We start from the raw sequence: 15,238 nt of genomic DNA, 5'->3' as shown, positions 1-15,238 counted from the left end.
CCCGGTCCCATCCCGAACCCGGAAGCTAAGCCCGCCCGCGCCGATGGTACTGCACTCGCCAGGGTGTGGGAGAGTAGGTCACCGCCGACATTCAACGGTGAAAAGAAATGGGTGTGGCCCTCCGCGGGATCCCGCGGAGGGCCACACCCATTTTTTGTTGTATGTCGACAAGACGTGCGGCATCAGCGGGGTCTAGGACCCGGTCGCCGGGTCGGACGGGCCGTGCCCGAAGGCCGGCCGGGAGCTGGCTGAGGCTGCCCGCCGAGTGCGTCGTCCGAGTTGGCGACACGGTGAACGGTCCTACGCCGCCGCGGGCCTCCCGTCGCCCGTCGCAGCGGGGAGAAGCCCCGCCTCAGCACCGCTCATCACCTGCGACAGTCATCGGAGGCTGCGCTCCAGGTGGAAGGCAGGACTACTAGGCGTACTCCGGGATCAGCGCGTCGCGGTACGCGGCCGGCAGTTGCGCCACCATGTCGGAGAACTCCTTGTCGCCGACCGCGTCGTGGAGCGCTGCGACCACGGCCTGGGCGTACCGGTGCGCCAAGTCCATGTCGCCGTCGGTCCGCTCGGCGATCTCGGACAGGAAGTCCTCCAGCGGCATCCGCATGCCTGCGCCCCGGCTGCGGTCGATGCCGCGTCGCAGCGCCGGGCGCAGTTCGCGAGGCACAAGCGGAATCAGGTCCATCACCTGTCCGCCGGTGATCCGTGCGGCGAGGATCTCCAGCACCGCTTCGGCGACCGGCAACGCGAGGTCGCGATCGACGCCGCGTTCGGCGATGCGGTCGAGGAACTCCTCGAGCGACAACCTCGCGGGCGGGTGCTCGTCCGCCACCGGCGGCGCCGGCGCGGCGGCCACCGCCTCGTCCAGCCACCGGCGGAACTCCTTCGGCAGCTGCGACCGCATGTCGTTGAACTCCTTGCTGCCCACCGCCCGCCACAGCGTGGCGAACACGGCCCGGGCCACCCGCTGAGTGGTCGGCCGGTCAACGCCGACCTGCTGTGCGATGCGCCGAAGGAACTCGTCGAGGCCGAACTTCTCCACCGGCCCCTCGTGCTCCAGGCACGGGCGCAACCGGCCCGGAAGGCGCGCGACGAGGTCCTCGGCCTCACCCCGCGAGATGCGCCGCGCCAGCATCTGCAGCGTGGCACAGGTCATGCGCTCGGCGTCCTGAGGTGAGACGTCCCCCAGCTGCTGAACCGACTCGATGAAGTCCGGGTAATACAGCATGACCGTTCCTCGGCAGTCGCTCTTCTGAACGCAGAGGGGTTCCCGCGTAGGGGCGAGTGATGCCGCGATCCGGATTCGCAAGCGCAGCCGAGAGCGTCTTTGGGTCTCGGGCGCGCAGGCGCCGCTTCCGGCTCCTCCCGGGCGAGGCCAGGGCGCACGACGACGCCCGAGATGCGCGGAACAGCCCGACAGGCAGTCGGCACAACCGGCACGGACCGACTAGCTGAGAGCGCCCACCGCCGGACCCGCTCCGCTCAGCGCGCACTCTCGGCCACGGACACCGTCGGGGCCGGCTCCGTGGCTGAGCCGGGGTCGCCGACAAGGTCCACGACAAGGTAGTGACCGCATTGCACGGCCCGTGCTGCGGTGGGCAGGTCCTGCTCCACCACCCGCCCACCGGTGACCTTCCCGAGGCGTTCGGCCAATGCGGTTTCGATCACCGGTTGGCTCTGTCTGATGTAGCCGGCGCGGAGCCGGGACAGCTCCGCGGTAGCAACGGCCTGCAACCGCTTCCGGACCTCCTGCTCGGCTTTGACGAGGTTCGGGCGATGTACACGCAGCGTGACCACGGGGGACATACCCGAGCATGGTAGCTCGGATCACCGACACCGCGGATGCGTCCGACCAGGCAGAACCGGCCCCGCACTTTCTGTCCTGCCAGGTTGACGACATCTGCGGTCCGGCGAGGACCGGAGGACGCCCGTCACCGAGAGTTGCCGAGCGGACGCGCAGCGCGGTGCGCTCGCGAGCCGCCGAGCCGGGCCCCGAGGAACTGGCAGGGCACCGCTGTAGTGGCGACGAGCTCGATGGTCGAGTCCAGCCCGAACCCGATCGACGCGGTCCCGGCCAGCAACGTGGCCGGTCGAAGTGCGATCTGTCCGTGTCCTCCCGCGATCACGACTCGTACGTCGTCGAGGAGCCGATAGGCCCGGCTGCAGACGCGATCAGTGACGCCCTCGGCCCCATCTCGGTGTCTCCGTGACCGGGCGGTTGGCGGGCTCGGGGTGCTCACGGCCCCTCTTCCACCGTGGCACGGCCTGGGGTTGGACAGGGTGTGACGGCGCTTCCGGTCGCGGCGAGCACGTCGATGAGGTCGGGCTGCTCGAGGGTGGACAGCCGGGCGCCCCCGGTGGGGTGGAGGACTCGGGCCGCAGCCGAGTAAGGCCAGGTGCTCGGAGACGGGCTGGGCCAGGCTCTCGACCAGGTCCCCACACGCTCCGGGCCGTCGCCCGAGATCCGGCGCAGGATGGCCGAGCAGGTGGGATCCCGAGGGACGGAACAGCGCGGCCGCGGGCGCGAGCTCGACCCGCACGAGTTCCGTTTCCGGTGATACCGCCATTCGGCGACGTCATTGCCTCCAGGGAGGAGCACCGACCCGGCCGATCTGATCGCCGCCGCCGGGTTCGAGATCATCACGTTCCGGCGGCTGCGCTCCCCGGAGAACCGCGAGCCCCAGCCCTCCGGCCCGATGTGCCGGGTTCGGCCTGCGTACCCGAGTCGGGTGGTGGCGTCGGCGCGGACGACCCTGGACTCGATCAGCCGGCTCGAGCCCGAGGGTGGGTCTCATACATCCGCACCGCCACGACCAGCCCGGAGGCGGCGGTGAGCGCAGCGACGACCCAGACCGCGGCCCGGATGCCGAACCCGTCGGCGAGCAGCCCGGCCGCCAGTGCGCCGACCGCGAACCCGCCGTCGCGCCAGAGCCGGTAGACCCCGACCGAGCGGGCCCGCCACGCCGGATGGGCGACGTCGCCGATCGCGGCGAGCAGGGTGGGATAGACCATCGCGGTGCCGGCACCGAGCAGCACCGCAGCCACCGCCCAGACCGCGAAGGAGTCGCCGAGCGCGACCAGGGCGAGCGCGCCGGCCTGCAGGAGCATCCCGCCGGTGATCAACGGTTTGCGCCCGGCCCGGTCCGACAGCGCCCCGGTGACCAGCTGGCCGGCGCCCCACACCGCGGGGTAGAGCGCGGCCAGCACCCCGATCTGCGCGACCGGCAGGCCGGCGGCGGCGAACAGCACCGGGAACAGTCCCCAGGCCAGCCCGTCGTTGAGGTTGTTGACCATGCCGGCCTGGCTGGCCGCCGACAGGGCGGGTTCGCGGAAGCTGGTCTGGACCAGTACCTGCCGATCGGTCAGCCGGGCGTGCAGGTGGTCGTGGCGCCCGTCCGGGCGGGCGGTGTGGGCGGCGGCTTCGACCCGGGCGTACTCGCGGGTCTCGCGCACGACGAGGGTGGACAGCCCGAGCCCGAGGGCGGCGTAGGCGACGCCGAGGTAGAACGGTTCGGGTCGTAGCCCGTACCGGGCGGCGATGTAGCCGGTGGCCAGCGCGGTGGCGGCGACGGCCAGGTAGCCGGCGGCCTCGTTGAGCCCCATGGCCAGCCCGCGCCGGTCCGGGCCGACGAGGTCGATCTTCATGATGACGGTGGTGGACCAGGTCAGGCCCTGGCTGATCCCGAGCAGCACGTTGGCCGCGACCACCCACCCCCAGCCAGGCGCCCAGATGAGCAGCAGCGGCACCGGCAGCGCGATCAGCCAGCCGAGGACGAGGACGGGCTTGCGGCCGAACCGGTCCGACCAGGCGCCGGCGACGTAGTTGGTGGCGGCCTTGGTGGCGCCGAAGGCGAGGATGAAGGTCAGCGCGCTGGTGTAGGCGGTCAGCCCGAACTCCCGCTCGGCCAGCAGCGGCAGCACAGTGCGCTCCTGCCCGAGCATCCCGCCGACCAGCGCGTTGACCGCGACGAGCAGGCAGAACTGGGCCAGGTTGGCCCGCAGCCCCAGCCGCGGCACCTTGGTGGGCCGGTTGGCGGCGGGAGGGGTCATGGGCCGGTCGCCAGATCGCGGCCGGTGGCCTGCGCCCAGTCGTCCGGGCCGCCGACGAGCACCGCGAGGTCGCGGTGTCCGGCGCGTTCGAGCAGGCTGGCCGCGCCGGCGGCGCGTTCCCCGTGCCCGCACATCACCACCGTCGGGGTGGGCGGTTGCCGGTGGGCGGCCGCGGCGACCGCGCCGAGTTCGATGTGCCGGGCGCCGGGCAGGTGCCCGCCGGTGAACTCCGGGCGCTGGCGGACGTCGAGCACGTGGCGCTCCCCGATCCGGTCGGGGGTGACCAGCTCGGTACTCGCCGTCGGCTGCCCGGCCGCGGTCCAGGCGTTCATGCCGTCGGCCAGTTCACCGGCGAGCCGCTCATAGCCGATCTTGGCGGCTTGCCAGACGATCTCCTCGGCGTCCTGGTCGCCGTTGCGGACCACGACCAGCGACGCATCGGCGGGCACGAGCCACCCCAGCCACGTTGCGAACTGGGACCGCAGCGGGATCGACACCGCCGCGGGTATGTGCGCGCGGGTGTAGTCGACGACGGGGCGCACGTCGACCACGATCGCCCCGCGTTCGCGGAGCCGGCGAACCGCGGACACCGGCAGCGGGGCGAGTCCTCCGGTGGCCGGAGTGCCGAGGATGGCCGGACCGTGGCGGTTGATCTCCCCGAGCCGCAGGAAGTACGGCGGGTAGCTGCCCAGCGAGCCCAGCAGCTCCCCGACGAACCGGTGCTCGTCCTCGATGCCCAGCAGCGGGTTGGTGGCCTTCTCCCGGCCGATGGTGGAGGTGCGCTGCGCACCGGATGGGGCCGAGCAGAACGATCCGGCGCCATGGGTCGGCCAGAGCGCGGTGTCGTCGGGCAGCGCGGCCAGCCGTCGCAGCGAGGCGTACTGCGCGCGGGCCAACTCCTCGGCCCGGTCCTCGCCGAGTAGGTCGGTACGTGCGGCCGACCCGACGATCAGCGAGCCGCCGGTGAACACCCCGAGCGGGGTGCCGCCGTCGGTCAGCAGGAACGACAGGTGCTCCTCGGTGTGCCCCGGGGTCGCCAGCGCCCGCAGCGACAGCCCCCCAAGATCGACCTCCTCGCCATCGACCAGGCCGCGGTGGGCGAACTCGCGCCGCCCGGCCGCCGACGCCAGGACCATCGCCCCGTCGTCGTGGGCGAGCTGGGCGGCACCGGAGAGGAAGTCGGCGTGCAGATGGGTCTCCGCGGCGAACCCGATCCGCAATCGGAGACGCCCGGCCTCCGCACGGACCGAGCGCAGGTCCCGGGGCGGATCCACCACCAGCGCCCGCCCATCGCCGAGGTCGAGCAGGTAACAGGAGTTGCCCAGACCCTCGTCGACCACCGCTACGAGCTCGATCCCCATGACCGCCTCCTGGGTTCTGCGAGCGTGACAGCCCTCACACACCCTCATACAATGTTCCACAGATTATTGGAGGAATCCATGGGGGATCCGGGCCGCAAGGCTGCTCTGTTCGACCACCTGGCCAGGGTGGGCAAGGCTCTGGGCAGCGGCAAACGCCTGCAGTTGCTCGATCTGCTGGCCCAGGGGGAGCGCACCGTCGATGCGCTCGCGCAGACGTGCGGGCTGGGCACGACGACCACTTCGGCCCACCTGCAGACCCTCAAGCGTGCCGGGCTCGTCGCCACTCGCCGGGAGGGAACCCGGATTCACTACCGGCTCGCGGGCATGGACGTGGCCGAGGCCTGTGTCCGGCTCCGGGATCTCGCAGCGGCTCACCTGCCCGACGTCGCCGCCGCGCGGGATGCCTACCTGGGCCCGGACGGCGCCGAGGCGGTCACCCGCGACGAACTGCTGCGCCGAGTCGCTTCCGGCGCGGTCACGGTGGTCGATGTCCGGCCCGCTGAGGAGTACGCCGCAGGCCATATCCCGGCCGCGATCTCCATCCCCCTCGCCGAGCTGGCCGACCGGCTCGGCGAGCTGTCCGCCGACGTCGAGGTGGTCGCCTACTGCCGCGGCGCCTACTGCGTGTTCTCCCACGACGCGGTCCGGCTGCTCGCCGCCCATGGCCGGCGCGCCCGACGCCTGGCCGATGGGATGCTCGAGTGGCGCCTCGCCGACCTGCCCGTGGAGACCGTGGCCGGATAGCCGCCCGCCGGCCGGAGACGTCCCGGTACGAGGAAGGGATCCGACGGCGCACGATCGCCGCCGACCCGGATCTGCTCCGGAAACAGGTGCGGGAACATCGCGGGGCCGGCGCGAACCGGACCGGGACCGTAGCGTCCACACCGGGCGGTCGTCCGCGCGCCGCCTGGGCCGTCCCGAGGCTGTCGTGACGCGGACAGGCCGAGACTCAGGTCGCCGTGCGGGCCTGCGCGGCGAAGCTCACCAGGATGCCGCCCCAGCCGCCCTCGGAGCCGACCACCGCGCGCATCTGCTCGCCGCCGTCGCCGTGCCGCTCGAAATGCCGGTGCTCCAACTCCACCCGCGTGTGGGAGTCGCCGACCGCGGTGAAGCGCACCTCGACCTCGCTGGCCCGGGCCGGGTCGGGCTCCGCCTCGAACTGCGGGCTGATCGCCCACGACAGCACCAGACGATGCGGCGGCTCCCAGGCCAGCACCCGGCCCCAGTCGCACTCCCGGCCCTCGGCGTCGCGCTCGTACCAGCGGCCCCCGGCCCGCGGCTCGATCACCGCGTCGACGTAGGGCTGAGGAGCGATGTGGTGCGAGGTCGGCCACCACGACGCGAATCTCGCGGTGAACACCTCGAACGCGACCGGCAGGGGCGCGGCGACCTCGACGCTGTGACGGACAGGGGCAACGGTCTGAATGCTCACGTGCTCTCCTCTTCCTCCGTGGATGCCGCCTCCGCGACATCGGCGTACGAGCTCAGGGCGGTCGTCCACAACCGCTCGACGTAGCGGCGCAACGCCTCCACCCCCTCGGGCGCCACCGCGTAGTAGCGGCGCGTGCCGCGGGCCTCGTCGCGGACCAGCCCTGCGTCCTTGAGCACCCGCAGGTGCTGCGACACCGCCGGGCGACTGATCGGCATCGCTGCGGCCAGCTCGCCGACCGCACACGGCGAGACGGCGAGCCGTTCCAGCATCAACCGCCGAGTCGGATCGCCGAGCGCCTCCAGCACCGCAGAAGCGTTAGTGGCCACGAACGGTAAGTTCTCACTTACCAATGTTGGCGTCAAGGGGTTGCAGGGGCCCGGCCGCCCTCGCGGCGCTCGACGATGACGGGTCCTGTCCGGTGCGGTGGCCGGTCTGGCGGCGGCGTCCGGAGCGGCAGGAGGCGACGACACGGTCGGCGGCCCAGGAGATGTCGGAAGTCCGAGATCGGGCGGCCGCTGAAACCCGGCGTCGACATGCAATCGGTCCCGGAGCTATCGATCCTGGCCGGTGCGCACAATGCAGAAAGCCATCGACCCGTTTCATGCGGAGGCACGGCGTGCGGCCGGCGCGGCGGCAGGCCGTGGTAGGGGGCGGGCTCGACAGCGCGGATCCGGTAAGTGAAGGCCGCCGTCCCGAACGGGTCTCGATCGCATAACGGAGCCGAGGTGATGGTTGGCACACGAGAGCTTTCGCCGAGCACGTTTGGCGAGATTGAAACATGGCGTTCGTCACCGACCGATCGGAACTGCATTCCGGTCGGCTGGGGTCGTCCGACTCGATATCGTCGCAGGTCAGTTCCTGTATCTGGGCTCGGCGAGTCCGCCGGTCCCCGCGATCCGAGGCGGTCGTATCGCGACCGGTGATCGGCCTGGCGAACCGATTCTTCTGAATCGTTCGGATCCGACCCGGGACGGTGTGCGTACGGGCGCACGTTCTCCATCCGGCGCTCGGCAGATCGAGCATTTACTGTGTGCTCGACGTTCTCGCAGAAAGGGTTTCTGATGATCATTCTTGGGATTGTTCTGCTGGTTCTCGGATTTCTGCTGAAGATCTCTCTGCTGTCGACGTTGGGCATCATTCTGCTCGTTGTCGGTGCTGTCCTCGCCATCGCCGGCGGGATCGGCCGCGCGATCGGTCCTCGACGCCACTACTGGTGAATCTCGGGTGGGGCCCACGGCGGCGCTGTGGGCCCCCGCACCGCCCGTCGTGGGCCGGCGTGGCGCCTGTCTGCGGCCCGGATCGCCGCCGGCGTCGGACCGTTGCTCCGGCTCACCGGTGTGGAGCACAGCGGCGTCGGGCCGCGGCGACCTTCGGGCCACCGTTCCGGGCGATGGACCGGGGCGAGGCGGAGGACGCGGTGTCGATCGGGGCGCCGACCGACACCCCGGGTGCGCCGTTGTCCGTGTCGAGTCTGCGGTGGGGAGCGCGACGGCTGTCCGCGCTACTCTTCGCCCAGCCAGCCGTACACGGTCTGCGGAGAGACCCCGAGTGCCCGCGCCATCGCCCGGATCTCCACCCCTCGTGCCTTCCCGGCCCGCGCCAGCTCGCGCTGTCGCCCCCGCAGCTCGTCGATCCGAGCGGCGACCTCGGCCATCTCCTCGAGCAGCACCACGGCGTCGGGGCCGGCACCGGTCCGGGCCTTCCCTGCGCCAGGTCGTGGGAAGGCGCGAACCGCCTCGGCGTCCCACCGGCGTCGGCGCTTCTCGTCGTAGCCGGGCAACGGCTGGGGCGCCTGCCCGCGGGCCACGTACCCGAGCCACGTGGGCGTCTTCACCCCCCAGGCCTCGGCGCATTCGTGACTGGTCCAGGTCTCGCTACCGGTGATGGCCATCGGCCTTCCTCGAACGTGACACCCGGGCCGTCCGCGCGGTCGCGCAGGCGGTGTGCGGTGTCGAGCCCGGGGAACATTCTGGCGCTCGGCATGAGCCGTCGCCCCGTCGCCCGGCAAGCCTCACGGACAACTTCACCGTGAGGACCCCACGATCGCCGAGCCGATCCGCGCTCCGGCGCGTTGACGACCTGCTCAGACCCCGGGTGGCGGTCCGGCTCCTCGGCCACGCCGCTGCCGCGCATCCCGCCGGGGCCGGACCCCGGCCCTGCAGCGGGGACACACCCGCCGGACCTCGTCGGCGTGCCGGCCGGACTCCGGCAGGATGTCGTCCCAGTCCACGTGCGGGTACCGCCCGAGCCGGGACCGGCTGAGCGCGAGTCCGCACAGGGTCTGGTTGGTACCGGGTGTCCAAGCGTGCACCTCACCGCCGGGGCGGCGCACCCCGTCCGGGTCGACCCACTCGCTGGACGCCGCGACCGCGTACTTCATCCCGCCACTATCCGCCGCTCCGCCCGCTGCGGCGCCCCCTGCGCGTCGTCGTGGAGCGGCCCCCTGGCGGGGGTTCGACGGTGAACTACCGGCCATTTCGCCCGCACTCGCCGGGAGAGCGGGCCGAGCGATGACACGATGGGGTGGCTCGCTCTGCGAGAACCCGAGACGATTCGTACCGTGCTCCCCGATGCCGTTCCGTCGTGCCTACAGCAACCTCAGGGGGCCGTGTACATGGTGTGGGCAGCCGTGAGTCGTCCGCGGGAGTGCTCGCAGTCCGGGACACGGAGAACGCTTCGGCCGGTGGCCGAGGGCCGCATGCCGACGGCCGCAGGTGCGGTGGCTAGGAGTGTGACCTGAACCCGTCGTCACGACGAGAGTGGGCACCTGGAGTCAGGCCATCCGGAGCGCAATGGCGTGGGCGTCGAGTAGCCGGGGATCCGTCCCGATCGGGATCGGGCCGGTTTCCGGGCATCCGTGGAAATGACGGCACATCTCTCGTGGGATAACGCGAGATCGTTGTTCGGAGGAGGGCCTACTCGTCCAATCGGCGAGCCGAGGACATGTCCAGATTGACGGGTATGTGAGCGTGTACCGTCCGTAGCGGGTTCGGCACTCCCACGAGGGATTGCCTCGGCCTCGTATCTTCGATACGGTTCGTATCGAAAGATCACGTTGCCGCCGACGACGACGGACCCGTCCACAACTAATCCATGCCGCTGCATTGTGGGCGACTGCGTGACCTGTCGGACGGAACGTAATGCAGATCCGAACGAAATCGTTGATCAACCAATGCGAACCCTCCCTGCATTTACTCCTGGATGCAGGATCACTGCCTCGGGGTCGCTGGACGCGAGACCGGGGACCCTTGGTCCAGCGGCCCCGAGGCCTTCTATTCCGGCCGGGCCTTGCTTCCGACGAGCGCCCGAAGGTCGTCAGACCTTCTGCTGGTTCTCCGGCACGGTGCGCGGCACCTGCCCGTCGAGAAACAGGTCGACGAGCTTCTCGACGACGCCGTCGGTCGGTCTACGGCTCACGAGCAGGCGATAGAGGAGTGTGCCGACGAGGATGTCCTGCAGGAGGAGGGCATCGGTGTCGGGGGGCAGGTCGCCGCGGTTCGCTGCCTCCTCGAGGATCGCGCCCAAGGAGCCGCGGCGGGGTTGCAGCAGGGCTTCGAACGACTCCGCGCCATCAGGATCACACATCAGGTCGACGGCGAGGCCCGGAACGGCTGCCCCGAGCGGGGAACGGCCGTAGCCGTCCAGGGCGGCCTGGACGATCCCGTGGATGTCTGCTCGAGAATCCCCTGTCAACTCGATCGGCGAGTCATCCCACTGGGTGCCGAGGGCTTCGATGACCAGGGCGCTCTTGGATGGCCACCAGCGGTAGACGGTCGACTTCCCCACGCCGGCTCGAGCTGCGACGCCTTCGACGGTCAGCCTCGTGTAGCCGACCTCCGCGAGGAGGTGGAGGGTGGCATCGAGGATCGCAGCGTGTGACTGCCGGCTGCGGGGACGGCCGCCGCCACGGTGGTCGTCGGCGTGGGTGGGAATAGTGCTCCCCTGTCGTCAAGCCGCGCGGTTCACGGTGCCCGCGATGCCGCCGCACTGTCTAGCACGAGTGCAGTCCAAGATCAACCTGTGCTGCGGGCGGATCGGTCGATGACCCAAAATCCGTAATGAGGACGCTCCGCGGCGACGAGATCGGCCAGCGCGGGTCGGGACGTGGATGGGCAACGATGCGGCTCACGGTGCCAGCCCGTTACCGGATGTCGGCGCCGTCAGTTCCGCCCTCGATGACGACCCCGCCTCCCAGGTGATCTCCTCGGATGTCCTGCGCATACAGCCCGCGGACGTCACGATCATCGATTCGAGTGAGTCCAGTTCGAACCTGGGCCCGAGGTGCCATTGCAGGCTCATTCTGGTGACCCGGAGAAAATAGGGGGCCAGCACACGTACCTGGCGATCGCCCTCGACCACCTGAAGTGCAATCTCCGGATTATCGTCACGAATCGCGGAAACGACGAGATCTACCCGGCCGCCGCAGATCATGAGCACCGGGCCGACCGCGTTCTCCACGTCTTTCCTCTCTTGCTCCCGCACGGTGGACTCGTCCGGGCCGGGCCCAGAGCTGCCGCCGCTTCTCGTGGTCGGAGTGGCTACTCCCGGACGGTGTATGCACCGCCGTAGAGATGAACAGGATCGCACGGGGCGCTCCCCGGCTCCGTTCGCACGCCTGCGTTTCACTCGATCGGGTATGCCTTCCGGCTCTGTTCGACCAATATGCGACATCACGTGCGGCGTATCGCCGAAAACCTGTCGACTCAGCATCGGTCGGAAAAGGTCTCACCGTTCGGGCCTCCTCGTGCATTCATTCGTGACAGCTGCGACGATGTGGGTCGCAATCGCCTCGGGATCCGGCTGCATCGTGGCGGCGCGGAGGCTGAACCGGGCGAGTTGCGCGATACGGGACCCCGGGCATCTGCTCTGGGAGGTCGACGATGCGCAGGATTCTGGCACTGGGAGGTTGAGGCCGGCGCCCCGGTGGTCCGGCACAGTCGCGGCAGTGCCCCGTTCGGAGACAGGGGCAGGGTATACGTCCAGGGTGATCGCCCGGCGCATGAGGACGACCGCACGCGCCGGGTGCCACCCGGGCCCGGTGCGCCGGCGGTCGGCGACAGACGTCGCCGCGATCCGCGTTCACCTGCAGTCGACAGTGAAGGGGGCCGACCCGACGGGTGCGTTCGTCGATCCGCTCTGCGTGGCTGTGGCCGGCGGAAACGGTGTGGTGCCGAGCTTCCTGCCCGCTCGATGGCCGGACGACGGCGTCCCTGGGTGGCACCCGCCGTGCCCGCGCCGGCGGGGAAGCTCCCCGCGGCGGCGGCCGGGGTGTCGCTGGATGGTCCTGACCGGCAGGAGCCCGTGACCGGAGAGTGAACCATGGTTGCTGGCAGAACACCGGTGGAGGCCGCAGCGGGGCGTCCGCGGGTGGTGGGCGTGGGAACGGGATTCGCCGAGGCGGTCTTCCTGCGCGACCACATCCTGCGTCAACAGGAGCTGGCCGAGCAGGCCGACGACCGCGCCGGCCGCGCCGCCCGGACGACGTTCGTCGTGGTCGGAGCCGGCTGCACCGGCACCGAGGTCGTAGGGCAGGGCGAACCGTTCACCCGCGACGCGCTGCGCCATTCTCCCGGGCTCCGGCCCGATGAGCTGCACTGGCCGCTGCTCGATCTGGCCTTCAGGGTGCTGCCCGGGCTCAACCCCCGCCTGTCCGCGCGGCGCTGCGCGTCCTGCGCCGGCGCGGGGTCGACGTCCGGCTGCAGACCACGGGCAGCGAGGTGCGCGCCACCTGCGCCCGCCTCAGCGGCGGCACCGAGATCCCCACCCGCACCGTCGTCTGGTGCTGGGGGTCCGCCCCGACCCGCTCGTGGACGCCCTCGTCCTCCCGACCCGGGACGGCCGCCTGGTCATGGACGACCATCTCGCGGTACCAGGCCAGGCCGGCGTGTTCGCCGCAGGCGGCGCGTCGGTGGTGCCGGATCCGGGCCGCCCCGGGGACATCGTCCCGATGACAGCGCAGCACGCCCGGCGTCAGGGCCGGCCGGCGGGCATCAATGTCGCCGCTTCGCCGGGGCACAGCCGGCGTCGGCGTTACCGGCACAAGGACCTGGGCCTCGCGGTCGACCTGGGCGGCGCCGCAGCGGTCGCCGACCCGCTGCAGGTTCCCGTGACCGGTCCGCTCGCCAAGGCCATCACCCGCGGCCACCACCTGCTGGCGCTGTCGGCCGGGCGGCCACGGGTGGCACTCGACGGGCTGGCCGACGCGCTGGCCGGTCGCCCCATCGTGCAGTTCGGGCTGGTCTTGCGAAACCGCGGTCCGCCTCGCCGAGGCCGATCGCATCGCCTGAACCCCGATGACCCAACCACCTCAGGAGGAACGATGTCGGAACGACTTTTCCGTGACCGCAGGGACGCCGGGCACGTCCTGGCCGGGCTGCTCGACCACTACCGAGGTCGGGAGGACGTGGTGGTCCTGGGGTTACCGCGGGGCGGGGTGCCGGTGGCCTACGAGGTCGCCCGCGCACTGGACGCCCCGTTGGACGTCTTCGTGGTCCGCAAGCTGGGCGTGCCCGGCCGCGAGGAGCTGGCCATGGGCGCGATCGCCAGCGGCGGAGTAGTGATCATCAACGACGACGTCGTGCGCGGCCTGGGCATCGCCCCGGAGGTGATCCAGCGGGTGGCCGAGCAGGAGGGGCGCGAGCTTCTCCGCCGGGAGCAGGCCTACCGGGACGGCCGGCCGATGCCCGAGCTCGAGGGGAGGACCGTCATCCTCGTCGACGACGGGCTGGCCACGGGCTCGAGCATGCGAGCTGCCGTCGCTGCGCTGCGCCGGCATCGGCCGGCCCGGATCGTCGTCGCGGTACCGGCGGCCCCGAAGTCGACCTGCGAGGAGCTCTCCACCGTGGTCGACGAGGTCGTCTGCGCGACGACCCCGTCGCCGTTCCTCGCCGTCGGCGCCTCGTACTGGGACTTCACCCAGACCACCGACGAGGAGGTCCGTGACCTGCTGCGCGCCGCCGCGACCTCGGCCCCGGCGGGAGCCGGGGAGCGCGCACCCACCGAGACCGACGTGATCCGTTCGGCCGCGATCCCGACCGAGGACGGCGTGCCGCCTGCCGAGGTGCTGTTCGACCTGGTCGGCAACGCGTCCCTGGTGCTGATCGGTGAGGCCTCGCACGGCACCCACGACTTCTACGCCGCCCGGGCCGCGATGACCCGCCAGCTCATCGAGGAGATGGGGTTCTGCGCGGTCGCGGTCGAGGCGGACTGGCCGGACGCCTACCGGGTGAACCGGTACGTCCGCGGTCGCAGCGTCGACACCACCGCCGAGGAGTCGTTGCGCGGTTTCGAACGCTTCCCGACCTGGATGTGGCGCAACGCCGACGTGCTGGACTTCGTCGGCTGGTTGCGTGAGCGCAACGACCGGATCGACGACGAGCGCAACCGAGCCGGGTTCTACGGCCTGGACCTCTACAGCCTCCGCCGTTCCATGCGAGAGGTCATCGCCTACCTGGCCCAGGTCGATCCGGAAGCGGCCGAGCGGGCCCGCGAACGCTATTCCTGCTTCGACCACTACGGCACCGACGACGGCCAGACCTACGGCCTGGCCGCGGCCCTCGGAGCCGGTGACACCTGCGAACAGCAGGTGGTCGAGCAGCTCACCGAACTGCAACGCCGTGGGTCGGAGTACGCCCGGCGCGACGGTCTGCTCGCCGAGGACGAGCAGTTCTACGCCGAGATGAACGCCCGAACGGTCAAGAACTCGGCTGAGTACTACCGCTCGATGTTCAGCGGACGGGCCTCGTCGTGGAACCTGCGCGACCGCCACATGGTCGAGACCCTCGAAGCCGTGCAGAGCCATCTGACCGGTCTGCGCGGGGAACCGGCGAAGATCGTGGTGTGGGAGCACAACTCCCACCTCGGCGATGCGCGGGCGACCGAGATGGCCGCGCGCGGGGAGCTGAACGTCGGCCAGCTCGTGCGGGAGCGCCACGGCGACGACTCGCGGAACATCGGTTTCACCACCTACACCGGAACGGTGACGGCCGCCGACGACTGGGGCGGTGCGGCGGAGCGCAAGTGGGTCCGCCCGGGGCTGTCCGGCAGCGTCGAGGAGCTGTTCCACCAGGTCGGCCAGAAGGAGTTCATGCTCTCCTTCGCGACAGCCACGCGAGCGGCCGAGATCCTCCGTACGGCCCGCCTGGAGCGGGCCATCGGGGTCATCTACCGCCCCGACACCGAGCGGGCGAGCCACTACTTCCGCTCCAGGGTGGCCGACCAGTTCAATGCCGTGATCCACATCGATGACACCCGGGCCCTCGAGCCACTGGAGCGGACCGCCCAGTGGGAGAAGGGCGAGGTGCCCGAGACCTACCCGTTCGCGGTCTGATGCAGCCGCGAACAGATCGGTCTTCACACATCCCGGCGGGCTTCGCCGCCCGCTGGAGGAGGGCCC

14 protein-coding genes and 1 rRNA gene are annotated in these 15,238 nt (G+C 71.0%); 4 read left to right on the top strand and 11 right to left on the bottom strand.

What is annotated here, in order from left to right:
- A 5S ribosomal RNA gene (gene rrf / locus HF519_RS14195) occupies nucleotides 1–90 on the top strand; the annotation flags it as partial.
- 325 nt (nucleotides 91–415) lie between these two features.
- On the opposite strand, the gene HF519_RS14190 is transcribed toward rrf, so the two are convergent.
- From HF519_RS14190 to HF519_RS14170, 5 genes are all read right to left on the bottom strand, one after another.
- Nucleotides 416–1,228: a DUF2267 domain-containing protein gene (locus HF519_RS14190; protein WP_169413405.1), complete on the bottom strand. Its 813-nt coding sequence runs from the start codon at nucleotides 1,226–1,228 to the stop codon at nucleotides 416–418.
- Between the two features lie 254 nt (nucleotides 1,229–1,482).
- The gene (locus HF519_RS14185) at nucleotides 1,483–1,806 is read right to left on the bottom strand and encodes a hypothetical protein (protein WP_169413404.1); all 324 of its coding nucleotides are present in this window, start codon (nucleotides 1,804–1,806) and stop codon (nucleotides 1,483–1,485) included.
- A 125-nt stretch (nucleotides 1,807–1,931) separates the two neighbouring features.
- Nucleotides 1,932–2,126 (bottom strand): hypothetical protein, encoded by a 195-nt coding sequence (locus HF519_RS14180; protein WP_169413403.1) that lies wholly within the window; start codon nucleotides 2,124–2,126, stop codon nucleotides 1,932–1,934.
- A gap of 637 nt (nucleotides 2,127–2,763) precedes the next feature.
- On the bottom strand, nucleotides 2,764–4,050 hold the full coding sequence (locus HF519_RS14175) for an MFS transporter (protein WP_169413402.1): 1,287 nt from the start codon (nucleotides 4,048–4,050) through the stop codon (nucleotides 2,764–2,766).
- Nucleotides 4,047–5,411 carry an MBL fold metallo-hydrolase gene (locus HF519_RS14170; protein ID WP_211170011.1) on the bottom strand — a complete coding sequence of 455 codons (1,365 nt, stop codon included), beginning with the start codon at nucleotides 5,409–5,411 and terminating at the stop codon, nucleotides 4,047–4,049. Before HF519_RS14170 ends, HF519_RS14175 begins: the two co-directional genes overlap by 4 nt.
- A 78-nt stretch (nucleotides 5,412–5,489) precedes the next feature.
- On the opposite strand from HF519_RS14170, the gene HF519_RS14165 reads away from it, so the two are divergent.
- Nucleotides 5,490–6,155, top strand: coding sequence for an ArsR/SmtB family transcription factor (locus tag HF519_RS14165; protein ID WP_169413400.1), 666 nt, complete (start codon nucleotides 5,490–5,492; stop codon nucleotides 6,153–6,155).
- A gap of 205 nt (nucleotides 6,156–6,360) precedes the next feature.
- On the opposite strand, the gene HF519_RS14160 is transcribed toward HF519_RS14165, so the two are convergent.
- Together HF519_RS14160 and HF519_RS14155 are read right to left on the bottom strand one after the other, a co-directional pair.
- Entirely contained in the window at nucleotides 6,361–6,843 is a 483-nt protein-coding gene (locus HF519_RS14160; protein ID WP_169413399.1) for an SRPBCC family protein, read from the bottom strand.
- Nucleotides 6,840–7,169 carry an ArsR/SmtB family transcription factor gene (locus tag HF519_RS14155; protein WP_169413398.1) on the bottom strand — a complete coding sequence of 110 codons (330 nt, stop codon included), beginning with the start codon at nucleotides 7,167–7,169 and terminating at the stop codon, nucleotides 6,840–6,842. The genes HF519_RS14160 and HF519_RS14155 overlap by 4 nt, the downstream gene beginning before the upstream one ends.
- A 735-nt stretch (nucleotides 7,170–7,904) precedes the next feature.
- Here HF519_RS14155 and HF519_RS14150 point away from each other — a divergent pair.
- Complete coding sequence (locus HF519_RS14150; protein ID WP_169413397.1) at nucleotides 7,905–8,060, top strand: DUF6131 family protein; 156 nt, start codon at nucleotides 7,905–7,907, stop codon at nucleotides 8,058–8,060.
- Nucleotides 8,061–8,344: 284 nt separating this feature from the next.
- On the opposite strand, the gene HF519_RS14145 is transcribed toward HF519_RS14150, so the two are convergent.
- The 4 genes from HF519_RS14145 to HF519_RS32375 form a co-directional block, all read right to left on the bottom strand.
- Nucleotides 8,345–8,734 (bottom strand): RNA polymerase sigma factor, encoded by a 390-nt coding sequence (locus HF519_RS14145; RefSeq protein ID WP_169413396.1) that lies wholly within the window; start codon nucleotides 8,732–8,734, stop codon nucleotides 8,345–8,347.
- A 192-nt stretch (nucleotides 8,735–8,926) separates the two neighbouring features.
- Nucleotides 8,927–9,223 carry a hypothetical protein gene (locus HF519_RS14140; protein ID WP_169413395.1) on the bottom strand — a complete coding sequence of 99 codons (297 nt, stop codon included), beginning with the start codon at nucleotides 9,221–9,223 and terminating at the stop codon, nucleotides 8,927–8,929.
- A 935-nt stretch (nucleotides 9,224–10,158) separates the two neighbouring features.
- Nucleotides 10,159–10,710, bottom strand: a complete 552-nt coding sequence (locus HF519_RS14135) for a TetR/AcrR family transcriptional regulator (RefSeq protein WP_312860105.1) — start codon at nucleotides 10,708–10,710, stop codon at nucleotides 10,159–10,161.
- A gap of 258 nt (nucleotides 10,711–10,968) precedes the next feature.
- Entirely contained in the window at nucleotides 10,969–11,325 is a 357-nt protein-coding gene (locus tag HF519_RS32375; RefSeq protein ID WP_211170010.1) for an MmoB/DmpM family protein, read from the bottom strand.
- Nucleotides 11,326–12,622: 1,297 nt separating this feature from the next.
- Between HF519_RS32375 and HF519_RS14125 the strand changes: the two genes are divergently transcribed.
- Complete coding sequence (locus tag HF519_RS14125; protein WP_312860104.1) at nucleotides 12,623–15,172, top strand: erythromycin esterase family protein; 2,550 nt, start codon at nucleotides 12,623–12,625, stop codon at nucleotides 15,170–15,172.
- Nucleotides 15,173–15,238 lie beyond the last annotated feature (66 nt).

The sequence above is a fragment of the Pseudonocardia bannensis genome (genome assembly GCF_012911875.1).
Lineage (GTDB): Bacteria > Actinomycetota > Actinomycetes > Mycobacteriales > Pseudonocardiaceae > Pseudonocardia > Pseudonocardia bannensis.
This window is presented reverse-complemented; position numbering and strand designations above follow the sequence as displayed.